The sequence below is a fragment of the Ruegeria sp. AD2(2025) genome (genome assembly GCF_056542385.1).
On record NZ_JBQFZS010000012.1, the window covers coordinates 24,199 to 37,071 of the forward strand.

At 63.0% G+C, this 12,873-nt stretch carries 19 protein-coding genes; 4 read left to right on the plus strand and 15 right to left on the minus strand.

The features are described from left to right. Positions 1-7: 7 nt before the first annotated feature. The gene (gene rplS / locus ACR1XV_RS18825; RefSeq protein ID WP_039541573.1) at positions 8-391 is read right to left on the minus strand and encodes a 50S ribosomal protein L19; all 384 of its coding nucleotides are present in this window, start codon (positions 389-391) and stop codon (positions 8-10) included. 377 nt (positions 392-768) lie between these two features. On the opposite strand from rplS, the gene ACR1XV_RS18830 reads away from it, so the two are divergent. Further along, positions 769-1,569: a glycoside hydrolase family 25 protein gene (locus tag ACR1XV_RS18830; protein ID WP_480534339.1), complete on the plus strand. Its 801-nt coding sequence runs from the start codon at positions 769-771 to the stop codon at positions 1,567-1,569. Here the strand turns inward: ACR1XV_RS18830 and trmD are convergent. The 12 genes from trmD to ACR1XV_RS18890 form a co-directional block, all read right to left on the minus strand. Beyond that, on the minus strand, positions 1,566-2,369 hold the full coding sequence (trmD, locus tag ACR1XV_RS18835) for a tRNA (guanosine(37)-N1)-methyltransferase TrmD (RefSeq protein ID WP_480534173.1): 804 nt from the start codon (positions 2,367-2,369) through the stop codon (positions 1,566-1,568). The two genes, ACR1XV_RS18830 and trmD, sit on opposite strands and share 4 nt — an antisense overlap. After that, a complete protein-coding gene (locus ACR1XV_RS18840; protein ID WP_480534175.1) occupies positions 2,366-3,181 on the minus strand; it encodes a hypothetical protein in 816 nt (271 codons plus the stop codon). Before ACR1XV_RS18840 ends, trmD begins: the two co-directional genes overlap by 4 nt. Next, positions 3,181-3,684, minus strand: a complete 504-nt coding sequence (gene rimM, locus ACR1XV_RS18845; protein WP_480534177.1) for a ribosome maturation factor RimM — start codon at positions 3,682-3,684, stop codon at positions 3,181-3,183. Before rimM ends, ACR1XV_RS18840 begins: the two co-directional genes overlap by 1 nt. Next, positions 3,677-3,823 (minus strand): hypothetical protein, encoded by a 147-nt coding sequence (locus ACR1XV_RS18850; protein ID WP_480534179.1) that lies wholly within the window; start codon positions 3,821-3,823, stop codon positions 3,677-3,679. Before ACR1XV_RS18850 ends, rimM begins: the two co-directional genes overlap by 8 nt. Positions 3,824-3,827: 4 nt before the next feature. Continuing rightward, positions 3,828-4,463, minus strand: a complete 636-nt coding sequence (gene bluB / locus ACR1XV_RS18855) for a 5,6-dimethylbenzimidazole synthase (RefSeq protein ID WP_480534181.1) — start codon at positions 4,461-4,463, stop codon at positions 3,828-3,830. A 12-nt stretch (positions 4,464-4,475) separates the two neighbouring features. Next, positions 4,476-4,865: a 30S ribosomal protein S16 gene (gene rpsP / locus ACR1XV_RS18860; RefSeq protein WP_480534183.1), complete on the minus strand. Its 390-nt coding sequence runs from the start codon at positions 4,863-4,865 to the stop codon at positions 4,476-4,478. A gap of 42 nt (positions 4,866-4,907) precedes the next feature. Beyond that, positions 4,908-5,204, minus strand: a complete 297-nt coding sequence (locus tag ACR1XV_RS18865) for a chorismate mutase (RefSeq protein WP_480534185.1) — start codon at positions 5,202-5,204, stop codon at positions 4,908-4,910. Further along, the gene (locus tag ACR1XV_RS18870; RefSeq protein ID WP_480534187.1) at positions 5,201-5,740 is read right to left on the minus strand and encodes a GNAT family N-acetyltransferase; all 540 of its coding nucleotides are present in this window, start codon (positions 5,738-5,740) and stop codon (positions 5,201-5,203) included. The genes ACR1XV_RS18865 and ACR1XV_RS18870 overlap by 4 nt, the downstream gene beginning before the upstream one ends. Further along, positions 5,737-6,240 (minus strand): GNAT family N-acetyltransferase, encoded by a 504-nt coding sequence (locus ACR1XV_RS18875; protein WP_480534340.1) that lies wholly within the window; start codon positions 6,238-6,240, stop codon positions 5,737-5,739. The genes ACR1XV_RS18870 and ACR1XV_RS18875 overlap by 4 nt, the downstream gene beginning before the upstream one ends. Before the next feature lie 62 nt (positions 6,241-6,302). Beyond that, positions 6,303-6,647 (minus strand): hypothetical protein, encoded by a 345-nt coding sequence (locus tag ACR1XV_RS18880; protein WP_480534189.1) that lies wholly within the window; start codon positions 6,645-6,647, stop codon positions 6,303-6,305. Positions 6,648-6,655: 8 nt separating this feature from the next. Next, positions 6,656-8,164, minus strand: a complete 1,509-nt coding sequence (ffh, locus tag ACR1XV_RS18885; RefSeq protein ID WP_480534191.1) for a signal recognition particle protein — start codon at positions 8,162-8,164, stop codon at positions 6,656-6,658. Positions 8,165-8,325: 161 nt separating this feature from the next. Continuing rightward, positions 8,326-8,868 carry a hypothetical protein gene (locus tag ACR1XV_RS18890; RefSeq protein WP_480534193.1) on the minus strand — a complete coding sequence of 181 codons (543 nt, stop codon included), beginning with the start codon at positions 8,866-8,868 and terminating at the stop codon, positions 8,326-8,328. Between the two features lie 89 nt (positions 8,869-8,957). Between ACR1XV_RS18890 and ACR1XV_RS18895 the strand changes: the two genes are divergently transcribed. After that, positions 8,958-9,488, plus strand: coding sequence for a prolyl-tRNA synthetase associated domain-containing protein (locus ACR1XV_RS18895; RefSeq protein ID WP_480534195.1), 531 nt, complete (start codon positions 8,958-8,960; stop codon positions 9,486-9,488). 66 nt (positions 9,489-9,554) lie between these two features. On the opposite strand, the gene ACR1XV_RS18900 is transcribed toward ACR1XV_RS18895, so the two are convergent. Both ACR1XV_RS18900 and ACR1XV_RS18905 read right to left on the minus strand, forming a co-directional pair. Next, on the minus strand, positions 9,555-10,298 hold the full coding sequence (locus ACR1XV_RS18900; RefSeq protein WP_480534197.1) for an aspartate/glutamate racemase family protein: 744 nt from the start codon (positions 10,296-10,298) through the stop codon (positions 9,555-9,557). Between the two features lie 65 nt (positions 10,299-10,363). Beyond that, a complete protein-coding gene (locus ACR1XV_RS18905) occupies positions 10,364-10,945 on the minus strand; it encodes an FMN-dependent NADH-azoreductase (RefSeq protein ID WP_480534199.1) in 582 nt (193 codons plus the stop codon). 120 nt (positions 10,946-11,065) lie between these two features. On the opposite strand from ACR1XV_RS18905, the gene ACR1XV_RS18910 reads away from it, so the two are divergent. Together ACR1XV_RS18910 and ACR1XV_RS18915 are read left to right on the plus strand one after the other, a co-directional pair. Further along, the gene (locus tag ACR1XV_RS18910) at positions 11,066-11,944 is read left to right on the plus strand and encodes a LysR family transcriptional regulator (protein ID WP_480534201.1); all 879 of its coding nucleotides are present in this window, start codon (positions 11,066-11,068) and stop codon (positions 11,942-11,944) included. Then, complete coding sequence (locus ACR1XV_RS18915; protein WP_480534203.1) at positions 11,941-12,852, plus strand: DMT family transporter; 912 nt, start codon at positions 11,941-11,943, stop codon at positions 12,850-12,852. Before ACR1XV_RS18910 ends, ACR1XV_RS18915 begins: the two co-directional genes overlap by 4 nt. Positions 12,853-12,873 lie beyond the last annotated feature (21 nt).

Genomic DNA, 12,873 nt, shown 5'->3' on the forward strand with positions numbered 1-12,873 from the left:
CCGCTCCTTACGCCTCGGCGCCAGCCTTGGGCTTGTAGTTGGTGACCTCTGCGATACGTGCGGATTTACCGCGACGGGTGCGCAGATAGTACAGTTTGGCGCGACGGACGCGGCCACGGCGGACAACGGTGATGCTGTCGATGTTGGTCGAATGCAGCGGGAATACACGCTCTACGCCTTCGCCAAACGAAATCTTGCGGACGGTGAACGAACCGGCGATGCCGCTGCCACCTTTGCGCGCGATGCAGACGCCTTCGTAGTTCTGCACACGGGTACGCGACCCTTCGGTCACTTTAAAGCCGACGCGGATGGTGTCACCGGCTTTGAAATCGGGGATGTCTTTCCCCAGGGCGGCAATTTGCTCCGCCTCAAGCTGTGCGATCAGGTCCATCGCAGTTACTCCTATCTGCTCGTGGTTGGTCCACGAAGTTTGGGCACGGGCTGAGAGCTCTTGGTCTTCACCGGGTCCTGCGATGCAGCCCGCCAGAGGTCAGATCGAATGTTCCTTTGGTCTGGTCTGCATTGACACGCCAAGGCAGAAGAAAGCCAAGCGTTGCGCCATGATGCAAACCAAAACACCGGAGTCGCGTGATGCGGCACCGGATTGCGGTCGTTTAAGGAATTTGCGGACAGGGATCAAGCCCTAATTGCCTTGCCTCCGCGCCCGGACGGTGCGTTTCCGCCGCCCGCAAACTGCACCATTGCCTTGTGCTGTCGATCAGGCATTCTGGAGTGAATTATAAGAGCAGATTTGAGACCTTACAGATGATGCGCAATGCCCCCTTGCTGGCCGCCTTGGCCCTTGCCGTTCTGTCCTGCGGACGCAGCAGCCCGCCACCGCAACAGGTCGAGGCAAGGGCCTTTGCGGACACCACCCCTCCGTCGGTGATCTACCCGGCCTTCGGCGACGCCGATCCGCATCCGTGGGACGGGCGGCATCCCGGCCACTACCCCGTCCACGGATTGGATGTGTCGCGCTGGCAGCCGCCGATCGACTGGCACACCGCGCGTGCCTCGGGCGTCAGTTTTGCCTTTATCAAGGCGACCGAGGGGGGCGATTTCACCGACCCGATGTTCGATGAACACCGTCGCGGCGCGCAGGCGGCGGGGGTGCCGTGGGGCGCTTATCACTACTACTATTTCTGCCGCCCGGCGCATGAGCAGGCCCGCTGGTTCATCCAAAACGTCCCCAAAGGGGCGGACCTGCCGCATGTTCTGGACATGGAATGGACGCCCCATTCCAGGACCTGCACCCTGCGTCCCGATGGCCGCACCGTCCGGGCCGAGGCGCAAAAATTCCTTGATATTCTCGAGCGTCACTACGGACGTCGCCCGATTGTCTACACAACGGTCGATTTCTACGGGGACACCGATATTGGCCGCCTGCCCAAAACCGAGTTCTGGCTGCGCTCGGTCGCGGGGCACCCCCGCAATGTCTATCCGCGCGCGGTCTGGCGATTCTGGCAGTACACGGGTACCGGGCTGGTGCCGGGGGTACCTGGCAGGGTGGATATCAACACGTTCAACGGCACGCCCGACATCTGGGCGCGGTGGAAGGCGGGCGGCTAGTCGTCGTCTTTCGATGCCTCATAGCGCCCCCACAGATCGGGCCGCCGGTCGCGGGTGATCTGTTCCGACATCTCGTGCCGCCATTCCGCGATGCGGCCATGGTGCCCTGACATCAGGACATCCGGGATCGCGCGGCCCTTCCACTCGGCGGGGCGGGTGTATTGCGGATGTTCCAGCAGGCCAGAGGAAAAGCTTTCCTCCTCAGCCGAGGCCTGATTGCCCAACACGCCAGGGATCAGCCGGACGGTGGCGTCGATCAGCGCCTGTGCGGCGATCTCGCCTCCGGTCATGACGAAATCGCCCAAGGACACCTCTTGCACGCCGTAATGCTCCAGCACGCGTTCATCAACGCCCTCGAACCGGCCGCACAGCAGGGTCATGCCGTCGCAGCGGGCAAGGTTCTGCATCATCTGCTGGTCCATCCGACGGCCTCGCGGGCTGAGATAGATCAGCGGCCAGTTGCCCTGCACCCCGGCCATGGTGTGCTCGATCGCCTCGCCCAGCACATCGGCGCGCAGCACCATGCCTGCGCCGCCACCTGCGGGCGTATCATCGACATTGCGGTGCTTGCCGACGCCGAACTGGCGCAGGTCGATGGTTTCTAACTGCCACAGACCTTCTTGCAGCGCCTTGCCCGTAAGGCTTTCACCCAGCACACCGGGAAAGGCGGATGGAAACAGGGTGATGATCTTGGCCTTCCACACCCCATGCAGGTCGGGCGTGGGTGTCATCAACTCGCGCGGTTTCAGCGTCGGGCGGATGGCTTTGCGGCCATGAGATTTTCCGGGCGTGTCCGTCATGTTGTGCCAATCAGCTCTGTCTGGGCGCGTTCCACCAAAGCCGCCTTCTGCTCGATCAGCGCCGCGTCGTCCAGAGCGGACCGGTTCATATCCAGCATCTGCGCCAGCAGATCGTCGGGCAGGCCCGCGTTCCTGCGGGTCGGGCCGACCAGCTTTGCGGCCTCGGCTTTGGGCAGGTCGAGGAAATCAGCAAAGGGCGTGCCGGGTCCGAAAGGCCGCGTCTGCAGATCCTCAAGCCACTGACTGCGCACCAGAACCGAGGGCAGGCGGCCCCGTATCTCTTCGGCGACAGATTGTGGTGCTGCCACCGGGGCCATCCGGTCGCGGAACGTGTCGAAATCCAGCACCAGCCGGGTGCGCTGCAGGTCATGCGCCCAGAGACTGCGCAGCCAGCTTTCGCGCTGGCGGACCGACAGATACAGCGTGATCTGGACCTCTTCGCGTTTGAACCGTTCGCGGACCAGATCGACCAGACAGGTGGCCAGCGCCGGTGCGGTTTCATACCCCACTGCCGGGTTGCGGCTGGGGCGCAGGCCCGAGAAATTCTCTTCGCTCAGCACCAAACCGCGTTTGCGGCCAAAGGTCAGCGATTTCAGAAAGCGGCGCATCTGGTCGCGGAAATCCTCAAGCGCCCCGGGCGTGCCATATAGCGAATAGCGCGTCGCGGCATCCGACAGCCCCGAATGGCGGGTCCGATAGGGCAGCACCAGCGCGTGGTGCGGCCAGATCAGGCTGCGGTTTTCGAACAGAAAGGACTGCGCAGCGGTGGTCCCGGTCTTGTGGAACCCCAGATGCAGCAGAACCCGCCGCATTATAGCAGACCCTCGGGCGGGTCGGCGATGATGCGGCCCTTGTCCAGATCGACCGTCGGCACCGCCTCGAGCGTAAAGGGCAAGAATACGGTGGCCTTCAACCCCGGCCCGTGCAGTTCCAACAGGTCCGCCGCGCCGTGGTTCTGCACCGATTTCACCCGGCCCAGCAGGGTGCCGCCGGTGTCATAGACCTCAAGCCCGATCAGGTCGGTGTGGTAGAATTCGTCATCGGGCAGCGAGGGCAACTGATCGCGGCGCGCGTAAAGGCGCAGACCGTTGATCGCGTCGGCCTGTTCCTTGGTCTCGACCCCACCCAGCCGGGCGGCAAAGCCGTTCTTGATCGACCGGGTCAGGACCAGCGGATAGCGTTCCTTGCCGGCCTCGTCCGTCAGGGGGGAATAGGTCTCGATATCCTCGGGAACGGCGCAAAAGCTTTTCAGCCGCACCTCGCCGCGCACACCGTATGATCCGGCAATGCTGCCGACGCAGATCAGATCACTCATTTTGACCACCCGTCACACATAGCCCGTCCCGCCATTGACCAATAACCTCGCACGCCTCGCGCTGGTTGCTGCGTTCGAAGAACACGCCGACAATAAAGGCGATCATCAGCAGGATGGGAAGCCGTAACAATCCGAACATGGGTCTATCGCACCTCGATCGGCAAAGTGTCGTCACGGTTTTCCCAGCCGACCTGTTCCAGTTCCGGCGTGTCCGACAGGGTTTCCGGCCAGCCCACGCAGAAATAGCCGATCAGTCGCCAGTCATCAGACACATCCAGATCGCGCACCATCTGGTCTGGGTCCAGAATGGACACCCAGCCCAACCCCAGCCCCTCGGCCCGCAGGGCCAGCCAGAACAGGGTGATGGCCGAGACCACCGAATAGCGCCGCATCTCGGGCATAGTACCCGCGCCCAGCCCTTGCCCCTTGTTGGTGGCATCGTCGCAGAATACGGCCAGTTGCACCGGGGCCTCTTGCATCCCCGACAGCTTCAACTGGCTGTATAGCTGCGCCTTCTCGCCGGAATAGCCGGTCAGCGCGTCAGCATTTGCGGTTCGGAAATTCTGCAACGCCGCGTCGCGCGCGGCCTGACTTTCGACGCGAATGACGCGCCAGGGTTCGCTCAGCCCCACCGAAGGGGCCAGCCGAAATGCGTCGAGGCAGCGCGTCAGCACTGCCTCGTCCACAGGATCGGTGCGGAACCGGCGTACATCGCGCCGGAGCCGCAGCAACAGATCGAACTGCGTGCGAAAATCGTCCGAAAAAACTTGATCCCGCACGCGATCGCCTGCTTATTCTTCTGCCGCTGCTTCTTCAGCAGGTGCTTCGGCGGCTTCAGTTGCCTCAGCAGCCTTGGCTGCTTTTTCTTCCGCGCGTTCCTGAGCTTTCTTGCCCGGGGTGCCCTTGTTGGGGTTGTTGCGCTCGGCCTTGTCGCGGGCACCGGCGGCTTCCAGCATACGGGCGATCCGGTCGGTGGGCTGTGCGCCCTGATCCAGCCAGTACTGGATGCGCTCGAGGTTCATTTTCACGCGCTCTTCGCTGTCTTTCGGCAGCAGCGGGTTGTAGGTGCCCAGCTTCTCGATGAAACGGCCATCGCGCGGCATACGGCTGTCAGCCGCAACAATGCGATAGAAGGGACGCTTTTTCGAGCCGCCGCGGGCGAGACGAATTTTCATTGCCATGGTGGTATCTCCTTTGGATGGCGTTTACCGGTGCTTGCCCGGTTATTTCTGGTGTTTCTTATGGTGTCGGATGACTTCCTGAATGATGAAATTCAGAACAGCCTTGGCGAAGTCGGGGTCCAGATCCGCCGTCTTTGCCAGGTCTTCTAACCGTGCGATCTGCGCTGCCTCGCGCGAAGGATCGGACGGGGGAAGGTTGTGTTCGGCCTTGAGTTTGCCCACGGCCTGCGTGTGTTTGAACCGCTCGCCCAGCGTATAGACCAGAATGGCATCCAGCCGGTCGATGCTTTCGCGGTGCTCTTTCAGCAGGGTCGCGGCGCGCGTCACGGGGTTGTTCATTGGCCGGTCCTTTCGGTGGTCAGGTCGATCTGCGGGTGCCGCCAGATCTGGGCGGTCAGGCCCAGCAGTTCGGCATTCTCAACTTCCAACGTCGCGCCAAGGCGTTGCGCCAAAGCGCGCGAGCGGTCGTTGGCATGAGCGATATAGCTGATGACGCCGTTCAGGCCCTGATGGCGCGCGGCATAGTCGCGGGCGGCCTCAGCGGCCTCATGGGCCAGTCCCTTGCCCTCGGCCTCGGCCATCAGCGCCCAGCCCAGTTCAGGTTCGGCCCAGCCCGGCACGTCGATGATACCGGCCCAGCCGACAAACGCGCCGCTGGATTTCTCGGTCAGATGCCACAGGCCATAGCCGCGCAGCGCCCAGTGGCCCAATCGGCCGGACAAGGCGCTCCAACTGCCCAGTTCGTCCCTTGGGCCGCCAACCATATGGCTGCGCTCGGACGCGTAGAACGCGATCATTTGCGGCAGGTCATCCAGATGCGGCGCGCGCAGGACCAGGCGGTCGGTCTCGACGGAGGGGATGGTGAACGAGGTCATGCGTAGGCCTCGATCCCGCCATTGATCAGATCGCCCGGGGCCGGGTGCCGCCAGATTTCGGATCTGCCGTATTTGGGGTGGTCATAGTGATATTCGAACTGTGCGCCCAGACGTTTGGCCACGGCCTTGCTGGCGGTATTGTCCAGATCGATCAGCGAAATCGCCGTTTCCCAGCCCAGCACATCATAGGCGTGCGCTCGTGCGGCCAGCGCCGCCTCGGTCGCATAGCCCTTGCCGGTGGCGTGGGTCAGCAGGGTCCAGCCGACCTCGGGCTCGGGCCAGCCTTCGGGGAACCACAGGCCAATGCGCCCGACATAAGCGCCGGTGTCCTTCTCATCGACACTCCAATACCCGTAACCGCGTACGGCCCAGTGCCCCAGAAGCGAGGCAAAGACCCGCCATACCTCGTCCCGGCGCAGCGGGCCGCCGACGAATTTCGCCGCCTCACTGGCAAAGAACGCGGTATCCGCGTCCAGATCAGCCTCGGTCGGCGCGCGCATGATCAGGCGCTCGGTCTCAAGCTGGGGGATATGAAGCGAGGTGGTGGTCACTGGATCATGCTTCAGAGAGCCGGGCACTCGTCCAGTTCAAACACGAATGTGCTGTGGACGCCCGCCTGCAGGGTTTCGGTTGTATCGTCGAGGATGTTCACCTCGCGGCAACCCGTGCTGCGGCGCAGTTCGGAATCGGCCAGCGCGAACAGCTTGGCATATCCGATGGACCCACCGGTTTCGGTAAACCCTACCTCGGCCTCGTGGGCGCGGGCGGTGACTTCGGCCGGGATGCCGTCCAGAACCGTGCGGTATTCGCCGCGAACGGGGCCGTCCGGGGCGGTGTCCAGATCAACGGTGACCAGATCACCACAACCGGCCAGTGCCGCGCAGGTTATCAGAGTGAGGTATTTCATGTCGTGTTTCACTTCTTCTTACCAAACCCGCTGAGGCCCGGAGGCAGACCCATGCCGCCGCCCAGACCGGGCAGGCCGCCGGGCATCTTGCCGCCCATTGCTTTCGCCGCCTGTTCCAGCGCCTTGGGGTCCATGCCGGCGGCCATCTCCTCGGGGCTGGGGCCGCCTTTGCCGAACATGCCTTTCATGGCCTGTTTCAGCATCTTGCCTTTGCCCATCTTGCCCATCTTCTTCATCATGTCCGACATCTGCCGGTGCATCTTGAGCAGCTTGTTGAGGTCGCTGACCTCCATCCCAGACCCGGCCGCGATGCGTTTCTTACGGCTCGCCTGCAGCAGTTGCGGGTTGGCGCGTTCGCGTTTGGTCATCGACTGGATCAGCGCGATTTGCTGGCGCAGGATTTTGTCGTCCAGACCGGCCTGATCCATCTGCTTGGCCATCTTGCCCATGCCCGGCATCATACCCATCATGCCCTGCATGCCGCCCATCTGGATCATCTGTTCCAGCTGCATTTTCAGGTCGTTCATGTTGAACTGACCTTTGACCATGCGCTTCATCATGCGCTCGGTCTGTTCCATCTCCATCGTTTCCTGGGCTTTTTCGACCAGAGCAACGATGTCGCCCATGCCCAGAATACGACCGGCGATCCGGTCCGGCTCGAAGGTTTCGAGCGCGTCCATCTTCTCGCCCAAGCCCACAAAGCGGATCGGCTTGCCGGTAACGGCGCGCATCGACAGCGCCGCGCCACCACGCCCGTCACCGTCCATCCGGGTCAGGACCACGCCTGAGATGCCGACCTTGGCGTCGAACTCTTCGGCGACTTCAACGGCGACCTGGCCGGTCAAACCGTCGACGACCAGAAGGGTTTCGCGCGGGTCAACGGCGTTGCGGACCTGCTCGACCTCGTCCATCAGGACTTCGTCGATATGCAGACGGCCCGCGGTGTCGAGCATATAGACGTCATAGCCGCCCAGCGTCGCCTGCTGTTTGGCGCGCTTGGCGATATCAACGGGCTTCTGGCCGGGAACGATCGGCAGAGTGTCCACGCCGACCTGCGTGCCCAGCACCGCCAACTGATCCATCGCCGCCGGGCGATAGACGTCCAGCGAGGCCATCAGGACCTTCTTGCCCTCTTTCTCTTTCAGGCGTTTCGCCAGCTTACCGGTTGTCGTCGTTTTACCCGATCCCTGCAGACCGACCATCAGGATCGGAGCAGGCGGGTTGTCGATCTTCAGCTTACCAGGGTCTTCCTCGCCGCGCAGGGTATCGACCAGCGCGTCATGTACGATCTTGACGACCTGCTGGCCGGGAGTGATCGACTTGGTGACAGCCTGACCAGTCGCCTGTTCCTGCACCTTCTTGACGAATTCGCGGGCCACCGGAAGCGAGACGTCGGCCTCAAGAAGGGCGACGCGCACCTCACGCAGGGCTGTTTTCACGTCTTCTTCGGACAGGGCGCCTTGCTTGGTCAGCCGGTCAAAGACGCCGGAAAGGCGTTCGGATAGATTTTCAAACATGCCTTCGGCCTCCTTAGCCGGTTATCTGGTGGCGTGCCCTAGATAGGACGCGTCGGCTAAATGCACAAACGCCCCCACGGGCGAAACTCGCTGGTGGGGGGCGATCCCTGAACGACTCAAGGGACCGGAAGATCAGACGCTTCCGGATGTTTGCGCGGGTGTTACCCGAGACACCCATGGGTGTCAACCGAGCGGGTGTCTGCCGAGACACCTTTGCGCGCCGGAAGCCAGTCATTGACCGCATCAACCAGCCGATGCGCGCCGCGCCCGTTCGAGAAGGCCTCGACAATGGGATGCCGTCCGGCGCTCATGCCCTGATGCAGGACAAGGACTGGACGATAGAGGGTGGAGCTTCCTTTGTCGCTGCGCGATGTGGTGCTTTCGATCTCGGCGTGGGACAGGTTTGCAAGCGCGTGCTCGACGGCTTGATAGCCAAAGACCGATTGCCTGCGGATGGTGATGCTGTTGTTGCTGCGGTCCAGTATGACCTGTACGCGACGCACAAAGGCGCAGAAGGCCCCGACCCCCATGCCGCCGCCGAAAAGCGCGAAGAAGATGCCAAAGAAGATACCCTCGCCGCCTTCGCTGGCCATGAACACGCCTGCGCCGACAAAGGCCAGAATGAAGAAAACCAGCGTGATGCCGATGAACCAAGGGGTGTCGGACAGGATCAGTTGGTTCGGAGTGTTGCGCGTGACTTTCATGGCGGCACGCTAGCATCGAATACCGCGCCTGTCGTGGCTTGAATTTGCCTGTGGGTTAAGCGATGACCGCGTCACAAAAGGAGGTTCCTATGGACGCATCATCTGCCTATCAGGATACTTTGCCGCTCAGCTCCGATGCGCTGTTGGCCCAGTTGGATGAATGGGGGCTGGCCTATCGGTTGCACAGCCATGTCCCGCTGCGCACGGTTGAGGATGCCAAGGGGGTCGAAGACCAGTTCATGGTGCCGGGTGAGAATGCGCTGCGGCTCAAGAACCTCTATCTGCGCGACAAGAAAAAGCGGAACTATCTGGTGACGCTGGAGCAGAGCCGTGAGATTGACCTCAAGGCGCTGGGGGCGGAGTTGGGGATTGGCAACCTGTCCTTCGGCTCGGCGGATCGGTTGTTTCAGAATCTGGGGATCCGGCCCGGGGCGGTCAGTCCTTTGGCGATGATCAACGGAGTGGGGAAGGACGTGCGCTTCTTCATGGACGCCGCCGCGCAGCAGGCGGATGTCATCTATATGCACCCTTTGGTCAATGACCGGACCGTAGCGATGGCGCGCGGTGATCTGATGGGGTTCTTTGATCGGATCGGGTGCGAGGTGGCTTGGTTGGCGTGACGGGACGCGCCTTGCGGCGCGTGCCTCCGGCGGAAGTATTTTTGAACAGAAGAAGGGGCCTGCGCTTTATTGCGTGTCCAGCGCTTCTTTGAGTGCGGCCGCGACATGGGCGGCTGAGGGGTTGATGAAGAGGTGGCCGTCGGCCTCGAACACCGGGTCGTCGAGATGGTCGGGGAAGGCCAGCGGCAGTTCCGTGCAGGCCAGCAGGATTGCCGTGCCGGGTGTGGCGTGTGTATTGCAGAAGGCCAGCAGGCGGGTATGGGCGGTATCAGAAGCGCCACCGTAGAAGTCGCTGTCGATCATCGCCTGCATTTCGGCGATGTCGGGGTCGGGCAGGCGGGTGTTGGCGGTGATGCCCTCGGCGGCGAGGCGGTCGGCGTAGTTGGTGGCCTGCATCGTGACCGTGGTGCCGAGGATCAGCGCGTTTGACGCACCGGTCCGGGCCGTCACTTCAGCCGTGGCGTCAAAGATGCTGAGGATCGGCATCGACACGCCCTGCCGGATCGCGTGTAGCCGGGCGTGGGGGGTGTTTGAGGCGATGATGCCGAAATCGCAGCCCGCGCGTTCCAGCGTCAGCAGCGCCTCGCGGAATACGGCATCGAAACCGGCCCAGCTGGCCTCGTCTCCGGCGGTGCCGCGCAGGGCGCGGGTTTTGGCCTGCGTCACCGATTCAATGGTCATGGGTGGGATCGGCAGGGGGGAACCGTGGCCGCGCTCAGCGAAGTGGCGACCTGCGCCCTCGGCAATCGCCCGGTAGTAGTCGACGGTCGAGGCCCAGCCCACACCGCCCAGAATTCCGATCTTTTTCATGGTAAACGCCCAGCCTGCCAATTCCTGTTTGGGGCAGACTGGACGGTTCAGGGGGTGCAGGTCAATCAGGCGGCCAGTTCAGTGACCGCTTTTTGCGCGTTCGCCAAAGTGGCCTCGGGGTCCAGCGCCATGCGGTCGGCGGCGATGACCTCGACGTCCTGGATGCCGATAAAGCCCAGAACGTGGCGGGCATAGGTGGTGGCAAAGTCGATCTCGGAGCCTACAGCCGTGCCGCCTGAGGCCACGGCGAGGATGGCGCGTTTGCCCTCCAGCAGGCCTTTGGGACCGTTCTCGGAATAGGCGAAGGTCACGCCTGCGCGGGCGACCAGATCGATCCAGGCCTTGAACGCGGCGGGGACCGAGAAGTTGTAGATCGGCAGGCCGATCACGATGGTGTCGGCCTTTTGCAGCTCGGCCACCAACTCGTCGGACAGGGCCAGCAGGTCTTGCTGCGCCGCGTCACGCTGATCGGCGGGGGTGAAGTTCGCGGCGATCCAGTCTTCGGTCAGCAGCGGCAGGGGCGTGGCCAGATCACGGCGGATGATGCGCGCGGCATTGAGGTGGCGCACCACGCGGTCCGACAGGTCGCGGGTGGTTGACTCGGTGCGGCGGGCCGAGGCGTCGATATGCAGGATGGTTTTGGTCATTTCAGGGTGTCCTGTTTAGGGGAATGATCGTCTGTTGTTCGAATATGATTGTTGCGCTCATGAACAAAACCCGGATATACCAACAGGTATTGTTGGAATTTGCACATTGGATCAGATGCAATGGACAATTGGGACGAAGTGAGAACCGCCTATCAGGTGGCGCGAATGGGAACGGTCAGCGGGGCGGCGGATGTGCTGGGCGTGCATCATGCCACCGTGATCCGCCATATCGACGCGATCGAGGCGCGGCTGGGTGTCAAGCTGTTCCAGCGTCATGCGCGCGGCTATACCCCCACCGAAGCCGGAGAGGACCTGCTGCGCGTGGCACAGGCGACCGAGGACCAGTTCAACCAGCTGGTGGGCCGCATGAAAGGGCGCGGCGATGATGTCTCGGGCGAGCTGGTGGTGACATCGCTGGCCTCGCTTGCGCCGCTGATCGTACCGACGCTGACTGAATTTCAGCAGACCCATCCGGATCTGATCGTGCGCTATCTGACCGGCGACCGCCTGTTCCGGCTGGAATATGGCGAGGCGCATGTGGCCATCCGTGCGGGTGCTGCACCGGATCAGCCGGACAATGTGGTGCAGCCCTTCATCCCGCAAGAGGTCGGGCTGTTCGCCAGCAAGACCTATATCGCGCGCCACGGCAAACCGTCTGGCGTCGAGGATTTCTCCAATCACCACTTCGTCGGCAATGATGACGAAAACAGCCGCGCGCCGTTTTCCCGCTGGCTGCGCGCCAACGCGCCGGAACAGGCGATCACCTTCCGTTGCACCAACAACTTCTGTATGCGCGAGGCGGTTCTGGCCGGCGCGGGTATCGGGTTCATGGCCCGGTGGGAGGCCGCGCGCGATCCCGACCTGGTCGAGGTGATGGAGCCTCTGCCCGAATGGTCCGGCAAGCTGTGGCTGGTGACCCATGTGGACCTGCACCGGACCACCAAGGTGCAGGCTTTCCTGTCCTTCCTGAAAGACCAGTCCAAGGACTGGCTGCCGTGACACCACAGGCGCGCGGCCATCTGGCCATGCTGACATTTTCGGCGCTGGTGGCGGGCAGCTTCTCGCTGGGCTCGATGGTGGCGAATGAAATCGCACCCGCGGCGATCACGGCGGCTCGGTTTGGGGTTGCGGCGCTGGTCATCGGGATCGCGGCGCTTGCCACCACGGGGATATCGCGCAGCGCGGCGCGCGCGCCGTGGCGCTATCTGGTGCTGGGCGGGTTGTTCGGCAGCTATTTTGTGCTGATGTTCTATGGGCTCAAAACCGCACCGCCGGTCAGCGCGGCGGCGGTCTTTACGCTGACGCCTGTCATGTCGGCGCTGGCCGGATGGGTGCTGCTGCGCCAGATCACCACGCCGCGTATGGCGCTGGCGTTGACCGTGGGGGCGGTGGGTGCGCTCTGGGTCATCTTCCGGGCCGATTGGCAGGCCTTCCGCGCCTTCCAGATCGGCGGCGGAGAGATCATTTATTTCTGGGGCTGCGCCGCCCATGCGATCTATACGCCGATGGTGCGGAAACTGAACCGGGGCGAGCCTGCGGTGGTGTTCGCCTTTGGCACGCTGGTCGCGGGATGCCTGATCCTGACGCTCTGGGGCTGGTCCGATATCCGCGCGACCGATTGGGCCAACCTGCCGGGCATTGTCTGGCTGACCTTGCTGTATATCTCGCTGTTTGCCACCGCCGCCAGCTTTGTTCTGGTCCAGTTCGCGGCGCTCTGTCTGCCTGCTGCCAAGGTGATGGCCTATACCTACCTAATCCCCAGCTGGGTCATCCTTTGGGAGATCGCGCTGGGCCGCCCAGCGCCTACCGCGCTGGTGCTGGTCGGTGCGGTTCTGACGGCCGTGGCGCTGCTGCTGTTGCTCAAGACCGACGAGGCCCCGGCCAACAGACCCGCCACCCGGGATTGAGCCTTGCCTTCTGCGCCGGAT

What these genes read in the sequence shown, in the direction of transcription:
- ffh (WP_480534191.1), bottom strand. Translation starts at nt 8,164, where the DNA reads ATGTTTGAAAATCTATCCGAACGCCTTTCCGGCGTCTTTGACCGGCTG.
- rimM (WP_480534177.1), bottom strand. Translation starts at nt 3,684, where the DNA reads ATGAGTGATCTGATCTGCGTCGGCAGCATTGCCGGATCATACGGTGTG.
- ACR1XV_RS18875 (WP_480534340.1), bottom strand. Translation starts at nt 6,240, where the DNA reads ATGCGCGCGCCGACCGAGGCTGATCTGGACGCGGATACCGCGTTCTTT.
- rpsP (WP_480534183.1), bottom strand. Translation starts at nt 4,865, where the DNA reads ATGGCAATGAAAATTCGTCTCGCCCGCGGCGGCTCGAAAAAGCGTCCC.
- ACR1XV_RS18870 (WP_480534187.1), bottom strand. Translation starts at nt 5,740, where the DNA reads ATGACCTCGTTCACCATCCCCTCCGTCGAGACCGACCGCCTGGTCCTG.
- ACR1XV_RS18910 (WP_480534201.1), top strand. Translation starts at nt 11,066, where the DNA reads ATGGACAATTGGGACGAAGTGAGAACCGCCTATCAGGTGGCGCGAATG.
- trmD (WP_480534173.1), bottom strand. Translation starts at nt 2,369, where the DNA reads ATGACGGACACGCCCGGAAAATCTCATGGCCGCAAAGCCATCCGCCCG.
- ACR1XV_RS18900 (WP_480534197.1), bottom strand. Translation starts at nt 10,298, where the DNA reads ATGAAAAAGATCGGAATTCTGGGCGGTGTGGGCTGGGCCTCGACCGTC.
- ACR1XV_RS18905 (WP_480534199.1), bottom strand. Translation starts at nt 10,945, where the DNA reads ATGACCAAAACCATCCTGCATATCGACGCCTCGGCCCGCCGCACCGAG.
- ACR1XV_RS18830 (WP_480534339.1), top strand. Translation starts at nt 769, where the DNA reads ATGCGCAATGCCCCCTTGCTGGCCGCCTTGGCCCTTGCCGTTCTGTCC.
- rplS (WP_039541573.1), bottom strand. Translation starts at nt 391, where the DNA reads ATGGACCTGATCGCACAGCTTGAGGCGGAGCAAATTGCCGCCCTGGGG.
- ACR1XV_RS18840 (WP_480534175.1), bottom strand. Translation starts at nt 3,181, where the DNA reads ATGCGGCGGGTTCTGCTGCATCTGGGGTTCCACAAGACCGGGACCACC.
- ACR1XV_RS18865 (WP_480534185.1), bottom strand. Translation starts at nt 5,204, where the DNA reads ATGAACAACCCCGTGACGCGCGCCGCGACCCTGCTGAAAGAGCACCGC.
- ACR1XV_RS18895 (WP_480534195.1), top strand. Translation starts at nt 8,958, where the DNA reads ATGGACGCATCATCTGCCTATCAGGATACTTTGCCGCTCAGCTCCGAT.
- ACR1XV_RS18880 (WP_480534189.1), bottom strand. Translation starts at nt 6,647, where the DNA reads ATGAAATACCTCACTCTGATAACCTGCGCGGCACTGGCCGGTTGTGGT.
- ACR1XV_RS18890 (WP_480534193.1), bottom strand. Translation starts at nt 8,868, where the DNA reads ATGAAAGTCACGCGCAACACTCCGAACCAACTGATCCTGTCCGACACC.
- ACR1XV_RS18850 (WP_480534179.1), bottom strand. Translation starts at nt 3,823, where the DNA reads ATGTTCGGATTGTTACGGCTTCCCATCCTGCTGATGATCGCCTTTATT.